Source organism: Methylobacterium sp. B1, from assembly GCF_000333255.1.
GTDB classification, from domain to species: Bacteria; Pseudomonadota; Alphaproteobacteria; order Rhizobiales; family Beijerinckiaceae; genus Methylobacterium; species Methylobacterium fujisawaense.
The window spans coordinates 1-9,134 of sequence record NZ_BACT01000415.1; the positions used below are offsets into that span (position 1 = coordinate 1).

A 9,134-nucleotide genomic window follows, 5' to 3' on the forward strand; every position below is an offset into this window, starting at 1 on the left:
GTCTCGTAGTCCTACGCGCTGCGCGCCGCCGCCAGGGCCGCCGCCACAGTCCGGGCGAAGGCCGCCGGGTCGCGGGGGCTGTCGCCATCCTGGATGCGGGCGAGGTCGAGGAGCGTGCCGGCCGCCTGCGGCACCTCCGACTCGGGTGCCGCGGCCAGCGCCCGAATCAGCGGATGGCGCGGGTTGATCTCCAGGACCGGCTGCCCGGCCCCGGCCCGCCCTGCCCGCCGCATGAGCCGCTGCATCTGCAGGTCTGGGCCTCCGGTCCCGGCGGACAGGACCACCGCCGAGTCGACCAGCCGGTCGGTGGTGCGCACGTCCGAGACCTCGCTGCCCAGCGCGGTCTTCACGGCGGCCACGAACGCATCGATGCCCTCGGGCGCCTCCGGCTGCTCGCCCTCGAGGGCGAACTTCGACAGGTCGAGCCCACCCTTGGTGATCGAGCGGAGCGGCTTCTCCTCGAAGCTGCCGAGCTGGTCGGGCCAGAAGGCGTCGACGTGATCGGAGAGCAGCAGCACCTCAAGGCCGCGCGCCTTGAAGCCCTCGAGCTGGGGCGACGACTTCAGCGCCTCGGCATCGTCGGCGACGAGGTAGTAGATCGCCTCCTGGCCATCCTTCATGCGGGATACGTAATCCGGCAGGGAGGTCCAGCCCTCCACCGCCGAGGAGCGGAAGCGCAGGAGCGGGGCGATCTCACCCCGGCGCTCGAAATCCTCGTAGATGCCCTCCTTAAGGACGGGGCCGAAATTCTCCCAGAAGGCTTGGTAGCCCTCGGCGTCCTTGGCGCGGGTTGCGAGTTCGGACACGACGCGGCCGGTCACGGCGCGGCGGATCCGCGCCAGGGCCGGGGTCGATTGCAGCATCTCGCGGGACACGTTGAGGGGCAGGTCTTCGGTATCGACCACGCCCTGGACGAAGCGCAGCCAGGGCGGCAGCAGTTCGGCCTCGTCGGTGATGAACATCCGCCGCACGTGGAGCCGGACCTTGCTCTGCCGCTCGTTCTCGAGCGCCTGGAAGGGCTTCGAACCGGGGATGAACAGCAGCGCGGCGAATTCGAGTTGCCCCTCGGCGCGCCAGTGGAGCGTCGCCCAGGGCTTGTCGAAGTTCATGCCGATGGAGTGGTAGAACGCCTCGTACTGCTCCTCGGTGACCTCGGACTTCGCCTTGCGCCAGAGCGCGGTGCCCTGATTGGCCGATTCGTCCTTGCCGTCGCGCACGACCGCGATCGGCACGGTGATGAAGTCGGCCCATTTCCGCACGAGATGGTCGAGCCGGTAAGGCTCGAGATACTCGTCGGCGTCGCCCTTGAGATGGAGCACGATGTCGGTGCCGGGTTCCGCCCGGGTGGCAGGCTCCAGGGTGTAGTTGCCCTGGCCTTCGGAGGCCCAGGTCCAGGCCTCGTCGCTGCCGGCGCGGCGCGACGTGACCGTCACCCGGTCGGCGACCATGAAGGCCGAGTAGAAGCCGACGCCGAACTGGCCGATCAGGCTCGGCCGGTCCTCGGCCTTGGCGGATTCCAGCGTCTGCGAGAACGCCCGCGTGCCGGAGCGCGCGATGGTGCCGAGGTTGGTGGCGAGATCCTCCTTGGTCATGCCGATGCCGGCATCCGACACGGTCAGGGTCCGCGCCTCCTTGTCGGGGGCGATGCGGACCTTGGCGTCCGCCGGCAGGGCGCTCGCCGCCGAGGTCAGGGCCTCGAACCGCCGCCGGTCCATGGCGTCGGCGGCGTTGGCCACGAGTTCGCGCAGGAAGATCTCGCGGTCGGAATAGAGCGCGTGCACGACGAGGTCGAGGAGCCGGCCTACCTCCGCCCCGAACTCGTGCCGCTCAATCGTCTCGCTCACGGGTCATGCCTCCGCTGTGGGAAAATCGCGGTGGCGATATGCTGGCGAACGCGGCCGTTTTCAATGCGCCGCGCGGGCTCGGCATCGCCGTCATGGCGGTCCGCCGCCTGTGGAGGCCCTGCCCTTCGGGCGTGCCGCGGCGCGGCCCTGTTCAGGGCCCCCGATTCAAATCTCGATCTCGGTTCCCACCTCGACGATCTGCCGGGTCGGCAGGCCGAAATGGGCGCCGGTGCGCTCGGCATTGCGCTTCATGAAGCTGAACATCGCCTCCCGCCAGGGCGCCATGCCGGGATGGGTCGGCGACGGGATGACCACCTCGTGGCCCACGAAGTAGGTGATGTCCTCGAGGTATTCCGGAGGCAGGAGGCCGCTCGCCACGGCGCATCGCAGCCCCTCGGGGATCGAGGCGGTCTGCATGAAGCCGTACCGAAGGACGACCCGTTCCATGCCGGGCGTGAACTTCGAGATCGCCGTGCGGATGCCCTGCGCAACCAGCGTCACCTGCGCCCGCTCGGCGGCGCAAATGACCGGCTCCTCCTCGTAGACGACGGTGATCAGGAGGATCCGCTCGTGGAGGCACCGGCTGCGCTCCAGCAGACGGCCGAGGGCCATCGGGATGCCATCGGTGGCGGCGGTCAGGAAGGCCGCGGTGCCCGGGAGCGTCACCGGCGGGTGCGAGGTCAGTCGGGCGAGAAAGGTCGCCTCGGACATCCGCATGGTCTGGCGGACGGATTCGAGAACGCGGTTGCCCGTCATCCATGTCAGCATCAGGAAGGCGACCGCGGCGGCCAGCAGCAGCGGAAACCAGCCGCCCTCGAAGAGCTTCACGCTGTTGGCGGCGAAGAACACGGCGTCGAGGGTAAGGAAGGCGCCGTTGACCGCGAAGACCAGGATCGGATTGTAGCCCCAACGCAGCGCGATGAGCGCGGCGAGCAGCGTGGTGATGCCCATCAGGGCCGAGACCGCGATGCCGTAGGCCCCGGCCAGGGCGTCGGAGGAGCCGAACACCACCACCGCGGTGAGGGTCGCTGCGGCCAGGAGCCAGTTCACCGCCGGCACGTAGATCTGGCCACGCTCGTCCCGGTCTGTGTGGACGACCCGCATCATCGGCATGAAGCCGAGCTGGATCGATTGCTGGGTCAACGAATAGACGCCCGAGATCACCGCCTGCGAGGCGATGACGGTCGCCATCGTGGCCAGGGCGACCAGCGGATAATGGGCCCAGTCGGGGGCAAGCCGATAGAACGGATTCTCGATCGCACCGGGATCGGCGATGATCAGGGCGCCCTGCCCGCAATAGTGGATCAACAGCGCCGGCAGCACGAGACCGAACCACGCGAAGCGGATCGCGGGGGCGCCGAAATGGCCGAGATCGGCATACATCGCCTCGCCGCCGGTCACCGCCAGGAAGGCCGCGCCCAGCATCAGGAAGCTGACATGCCAGCCGGCATGGACCAGGAAGTCCACCGCCCGCAACGGGTTGGCCGCCGCCAGGATCTCGGGCTTGGCGATGATGCCGGCGATCCCGAGCAGCCCCAGCACCAGGAACCAGACGAGCATCACGGGCCCGAACACGCGGCCGATGGCGGCCACGCCCTTGTGCTGGACCAGGAACAGCCCGACCAGGATGACGAGCGTGATCGGCACCACGTACGGGCCGAGCGCCGGCGCATCGACCTTCACGCCCTCGATCGCCGAGAGGACCGAGATCGCCGGGGTGATCGCGCCGTCGCCGTAGAGCAGCGCCGCCCCCACCAGACCGACCACCAGAAGCAGCGCCTTCCCCGTGCCCGGCCGGGCCTGCCGGGCGCCGAGCAGCGCCAGCATGGCGACGATGCCGCCCTCGCCGCGGTTGTCGGCGCGCAGGATCAGCACCGCGTATTTCAGCGACACGATCAGGATCAGCGACCACAGGATCAGCGACACCGCCCCCGTGGCCGCCGCCGGCACCGCGGCCCCGCCGGCGGTCGCCGCCTTCACGGCTTCCTTGAACGCGTAGAGCGGGCTCGTGCCGATGTCGCCATACACGACGCCCAGCGCGCCCAGCATCAGCGCGGCGCCGGGCCCATGTCGGACGGCACCGGGTTTGCGCGCCACCGGCGCCGCCGGAAGATCGACCGCCGGGGCAGCCGCGGAGGGCAGGGCTTGGCTCACGGTCACGTCCGGTCGATGGCGTCGCGGTTGGGCGAAACCTTAGCGAGTCGGTCGCGCGGCGATAGACTTCGGGTGTCTCAGCCGCGCTGATGACGAAGACTTGTCACCCGAACGTGATGATCTTCGAGCCCTGCCCGACGGCGGATCCCCGCGGCGACCCGGAGGTCGCCCATTCAGGCCGCGTCGAGACCCAGGTCGATGATCGCCGCCGAGTGGGTGATCCAGCCGCAGGAGATCAGGTCGACGCCCGAGGCCGCGACCGCCCCCACCGTCGCGCGAGTGATCCGGCCCGATGCCTCGGAGAGCGCGCGTCCGTCGATCATCGCCACCGCGCGGGTGAGCTGGTCGGGCCCCATATTGTCGAGGAGCACCGCGTCGACCCCGACCGAAAGGGCCTCCTCCAGTTGCTCCAGGCTGTCGACCTCGCACTCGATCTTCACGAGATGGCCGGCCCGGGCGCGGGCGCGCTCGATGGCCGGCACGATGCCGCCCGCCACCGCCACGTGGTTGTCCTTGATCAGCACGGCATCGTCGAGGCCGAAGCGGTGGTTCGACCCCCCACCCGCGCGCACGGCGTGCTTCTCCAGGGCGCGCAGGCCCGGCGTGGTCTTGCGGGTGCAGACGATCGAGGCCTTGCCGTGCGGGCGGGCCGCCTCGACGAGGCCGTGGGTGGCCGTGGCGACGCCCGACATCCGGCAGAGCAGGTTCAGGGCGACGCGCTCGGCGGTGAGGATGGCGCGGGCCGGCCCCTCGAGGTGTAGCACCACGTCGCCCGGGGCGACGCGGGCGCCGTCGCCGCGCTCGACCGTGACGGTGACGGCCGGATCGACCAGCGCGAACGCGATGGCGGCGGCATCGGTGCCGGAGATCACGCCGTCCTGGCGGGAGGCGATCACGCCGCGCATCCGCTCGCCGGGGGGCACGATGGCGTCGGTCGTGATGTCGCCGGCCCGGCCGAGATCCTCCAGCAGGGCGGCGCGCACCACCGGCTCCACCAGGAGCCGCGGCAGGGGCAGGATGGCGTCGGAGAAGACCGATCGGGTCATGGCGTCAGGGCCTCCTCGGCGACCGTCCGGCCGCTCTGCGCCGCCCGGAGATCGGCCAGCGTGGTCTCGGTATGGGTCGCGGCTGCGAGATGCGGATGATCGCTGCGCCAATGGGCGCCGCGGCTCTCCTGGCGGTCCAACGCGCCGCGGGCGATCAGCAGCGCCACCAGCGCGGCGTCGCAGAATTCCGCCTCCGGCGTCAGGGCGGCGACCGCCCCCCCGAGGCCGGAGGCGTCGCGCACGACCCCGACCTGGCGCTCCATCAGGCCACGGATCGCCGTCAGGTCACCGGAGGTGCGGGCGGTCACGGCCTGGGGCACGATGGCCGCCGGCGGCGGCGCATCGAGCCCGTCGGCGATGAAGCGGGCATAAGCGAGCCCTTCCAGCAGGGAGTTGCTGGCGAGGCGGTTGGCGCCGTGCAGGCCCGTGGAGGAGACCTCGCCACAGGCATAGAGGCCCGGCACCGATGTGGCGCCGTGCGCGTCCACCTTCACGCCGCCCATATGGTAGTGCGCCGCCGGGCGGACCGGGATCGGCTGCACGGCCGGGTCGATGCCGGCGGCGGCGCAGAGTCCCGCCACCGTCGGGAAGCGCGTCGGCATCGCGGCGCCGAGCGCCCCGCGGGCGTCGAGATAGACCGTGCGGCCGCGCTGCAGCGCCTGGAAGATGCCGCGGGCGACGACGTCGCGGGGGGCGAGATCGCCGCCGGCGATACCGGCCATGACGGGTGCGCCGGTCTCGTCGATGAGTCGGGCGCCCTCCCCGCGCAGGGCCTCGGTGGCGAGCGGCATCGGGTCGGCGCCGGCCGCGATGGCGGTCGGGTGGAACTGCACGAACTCCATATCGCGCATGACGGCACCGGCCCGGGCGGCGAGCGCCAGACCGCGGCCGACGGCGCCGGGCGGGTTCGTGGTCGCCGCGTAGAGGGCGCCGACGCCGCCGGTGGCCAGCACCACGGCGCGGGCCGGGATGCGGAACAGGGCACCGTCGCGCTCGGCGACGATGCCGGCCACGGCCCCGCGCGCGTCCCGGAGCAGGTCGCAGGCCCGCGCCGTGACGATCTCGACGGACGGCGCAGCGAGAACGGCCCGCACCAGCCCTTCGAGCACGCGCGCCCCGGTCGCGTCGCCGCCGGAGCGGACGATGCGGCGGCGGCCATGCGCGGCCTCAAGCCCGAGCGCGAGCGCGGCATCGTCGGTCCGGTCGAACGGGACGCCGATCCGCACCAGCCAATCGATCAGGCCCGGCCCTTCCTGAGCCACGCGGAGCGCGACGTCGGACTCGGTCAGCCCGGCGCCGGCCGCTTCCGTATCGGCGGCGTGCAGTTCCGCCGCGTCATCGGCGCCGACCGCGGCGGCGATGCCGCCCTGCGCCCAGCCGGTGGCGGTGCCGAGGCCCAGGGCCGACGCGGTGACCAGCGTCACCGGCCGGGGCGCGAGACGCAGCGCGACGCTGAGCCCCGCGACGCCGCCGCCGACCACGACGACGCGGTCGGCGGTGCTGGGCGAGACGGCGTTCATCGTGTGCGCACCTGGAGCATGCGCTCCACGGCCGCCCGGGCCCGGTCGGCCAAAGCCGGATCGACCGTGACCTCGTGGGTCATCGTCTCCAGCGCGCGGCGGATGTTCGCCAAGCTCATCCGCTTCATGTGCGGGCACATGTTGCAGGGCTTGATGAACTCGATATCCGGGTTCTGCGCCGCGATGTTGTCGGCCATCGAGCACTCGGTGACGAGCACCACCTGCTTCGGCCGCTTCTCCACGACGAAGTCCATCATCATCGCGGTGGAGCCGGAGAAGTCGGACTCGGCCACCACGTCGGGCGGGCATTCCGGATGCGCGATCACCGTCACGCCGGGATAGCTGTCGCGGACCTCGCGGATGTCGGCCGGGGTGAAGCGCTCGTGCACCTCGCAGTGGCCGGCCCAGGTCAGGATCTCGACCTCGGGAATCTCGGCCTGGACGTTCTGCGCCAGGAACTCGTCCGGGATCATCAGCACGCGGGGCGCGTTCAGCGACCTCACCACCGCGACGGCGTTGCCGGAGGTGCAGCACAAATCCGACTCGGCCTTCACGGCCGCCGAGGTGTTCACGTAGGTCACGATCGGCACGCCCGGATACTTCGCCCGCAGGCCGCGCACGTCCGCGGCCGTGATCGAATCGGCCAGCGAGCAGCCCGCGCCCATGTCGGGGATCAGCACGGTCTTGGCCGGGTTCAGGAGCTTGGCGGTCTCGGCCATGAAGTGGACGCCCGCCAGCACGATCACGTCCGCGTCGACATTCACCGCCTCGCGGGCGAGCGCGAGGCTGTCGCCGACGATGTCGGCCACCGTGTGGAAGATCTCGGGCGCCTGGTAATTGTGCGCCAGGATCACGGCGTTGCGCTCCCGCTTCAGGCGCAGGATCGCCTCGATGTCGGGGGCGAGCGCCGGCCACTCGATCGCCGGAACGTGCCGGCTGACGCGGGCGTAGAGATCCGGAAGCGGCAGGCCCGGGATGGGCGTGCGGGAGACGGGTGCAACGGTCGCCGCCATGGCGTCCTCCATTATGCTCAGTTTGAGCATTGTGCCGTCTAACTTATGGGCGCCGGACGCGCCTGTCCAGATATGCTAGCTGTGAGCATAAATCTTTTGCGGCGCGATGTTACGCTGCGCCGCCGAAGGGATGCCGGTCAGCAGAAGGACGCCGGGTCGGGGCCGATGCGGCCGTCGGGGCGGTCGAGAGCCGCGATCTCCTCCATCTCGCCGGCACCGAGTTCGAAATCGAACAGCGCGATGTTCTCAAGGATGCGCTCGGGCCGGGCGGTCTTCGGGATCGCCACGCAGCCGATCTGCACCTGCCAGCGCAGCACCACCTGGGCGGGCGTCTTCCCATGGGCCTTCGCAATCGCGAGGATGACCGGGTCGTTCAGCTCCCTGCCCTGGCCGAGGGGGCTCCAGGACTCGGTCACGATGCTGTGACGCGCGTCGTCCGCGCGCGGCGCCTTGCGCTGGAAATGCGGGTGCAGCTCGATCTGGTTCACAACAGGCGCCACGCCGGTCTCGCCGATCAACGTGGCGATGTGCTCGGCTGTGAAGTTCGAGACGCCGATCGACTTGGCCCGCCCCTCCTCGCGGAGCTGGATCAGCGTTTTCCAGGTCTCGACGAACAGGCGCCGCTGCGGACACGGCCAGTGGATCAGGTAGAGATCGACATACGGGAGGTCGAGCCGCTGCAGGCTCTCGTCGAAGGCACGCCGCGCCTCGTCGCGTCCCTGGCGGTCGTTCCAGAGCTTGGTGGTGAGGAAGACCTCCGCGCGCGGCACCTGCGCATCGCGGATGCCACGTCCGACGCCCGCCTCGTTGCCGTAGGCGGCGGCGGTGTCGATCAGGCGGTAGCCGGCCCGAAGCGCCCGGCCGACGAGGTCCGGCGCCTGAGCGTCGGAGAGTTGCCAGCAGCCGTAGCCGATCTGCGGGATGCGACGCCCGTCGTTCAGGGCCAAAGTCGGGACGGCCATGGGGTGAGCCTCCGGAAACGCTTTCCGATCTACCCAAACGCCGGCGGTGCGACGCGTTCCGATGATCGCGTCCTTTGCAAGCGGAGCGCGGCGGCCCGGAGGCGCCACGCCCGGCCCTGCCGCGCGGCCGTGGGCCGATTCTCTACCCCCACGTCGCGGATCGGATAGGGCGGCCCATGGACCAGCGGACCACCTCGGCCCGCGGTGAACGGGCGCAGTCTGGACTGGATCTAATCGGCACGACCGCACGTTGGCGCACCGGATTCCAGGTTGCGCCGCGCCGTCGAGCGCGGCGCACGGACGGGATGGCAGCATGACAGACGCGACTTCGAAGAAGCCGTTCGCCCTGACGCGGCGCGCCGTGGTGGAAGGTTGCGCGGCGGCCGGGGCGCTCGGCGCCCTCGGCTTCCGACCGGCCCCCGCAGCGGCGGCGCCGGGAGATCCCGCCCCGCAGACGATGCCGGTACGGCTCACCATCAATGGGCAGCCGCACGATCTCGTCCTCGACACGCGCACCACGCTCCTCGATGCGCTGCGCGAGCATCTGGCTCTCACCGGCACCAAGAAGGGCTGCGACCACGGCCAGTGCGGCGCC

At 71.0% G+C, this 9,134-nt stretch carries 7 protein-coding genes; 1 reads left to right on the forward strand and 6 read right to left on the reverse strand.

What is annotated here, in order from left to right:
• Positions 1 to 11: 11 nt before the first annotated feature.
• The 6 genes from htpG to I53_RS12085 form a co-directional block, all read right to left on the reverse strand.
• A complete protein-coding gene (htpG, locus tag I53_RS12060; protein ID WP_043350981.1) occupies positions 12 to 1,844 on the reverse strand; it encodes a molecular chaperone HtpG in 1,833 nt (610 codons plus the stop codon).
• 165 nt (positions 1,845 to 2,009) lie between these two features.
• Positions 2,010 to 3,893: a KUP/HAK/KT family potassium transporter gene (locus I53_RS12065; RefSeq protein ID WP_251982305.1), complete on the reverse strand. Its 1,884-nt coding sequence runs from the start codon at positions 3,891 to 3,893 to the stop codon at positions 2,010 to 2,012.
• A 278-nt stretch (positions 3,894 to 4,171) separates the two neighbouring features.
• Positions 4,172 to 5,044: a carboxylating nicotinate-nucleotide diphosphorylase gene (gene nadC, locus I53_RS12070; RefSeq protein ID WP_043350984.1), complete on the reverse strand. Its 873-nt coding sequence runs from the start codon at positions 5,042 to 5,044 to the stop codon at positions 4,172 to 4,174.
• Positions 5,041 to 6,564: an L-aspartate oxidase gene (locus I53_RS12075; protein ID WP_043350986.1), complete on the reverse strand. Its 1,524-nt coding sequence runs from the start codon at positions 6,562 to 6,564 to the stop codon at positions 5,041 to 5,043. The genes nadC and I53_RS12075 overlap by 4 nt, the downstream gene beginning before the upstream one ends.
• Positions 6,561 to 7,577, reverse strand: coding sequence for a quinolinate synthase NadA (nadA, locus tag I53_RS12080; protein ID WP_043350996.1), 1,017 nt, complete (start codon positions 7,575 to 7,577; stop codon positions 6,561 to 6,563). The genes I53_RS12075 and nadA overlap by 4 nt, the downstream gene beginning before the upstream one ends.
• Before the next feature lie 137 nt (positions 7,578 to 7,714).
• Positions 7,715 to 8,539 carry an aldo/keto reductase gene (locus I53_RS12085; RefSeq protein ID WP_043350990.1) on the reverse strand — a complete coding sequence of 275 codons (825 nt, stop codon included), beginning with the start codon at positions 8,537 to 8,539 and terminating at the stop codon, positions 7,715 to 7,717.
• A gap of 313 nt (positions 8,540 to 8,852) precedes the next feature.
• Here I53_RS12085 and I53_RS12090 point away from each other — a divergent pair.
• Positions 8,853 to 9,134, forward strand: a 282-nt coding sequence (locus I53_RS12090; protein WP_043350993.1) for a 2Fe-2S iron-sulfur cluster-binding protein, incomplete at its 3' end; no start/stop codon positions are given.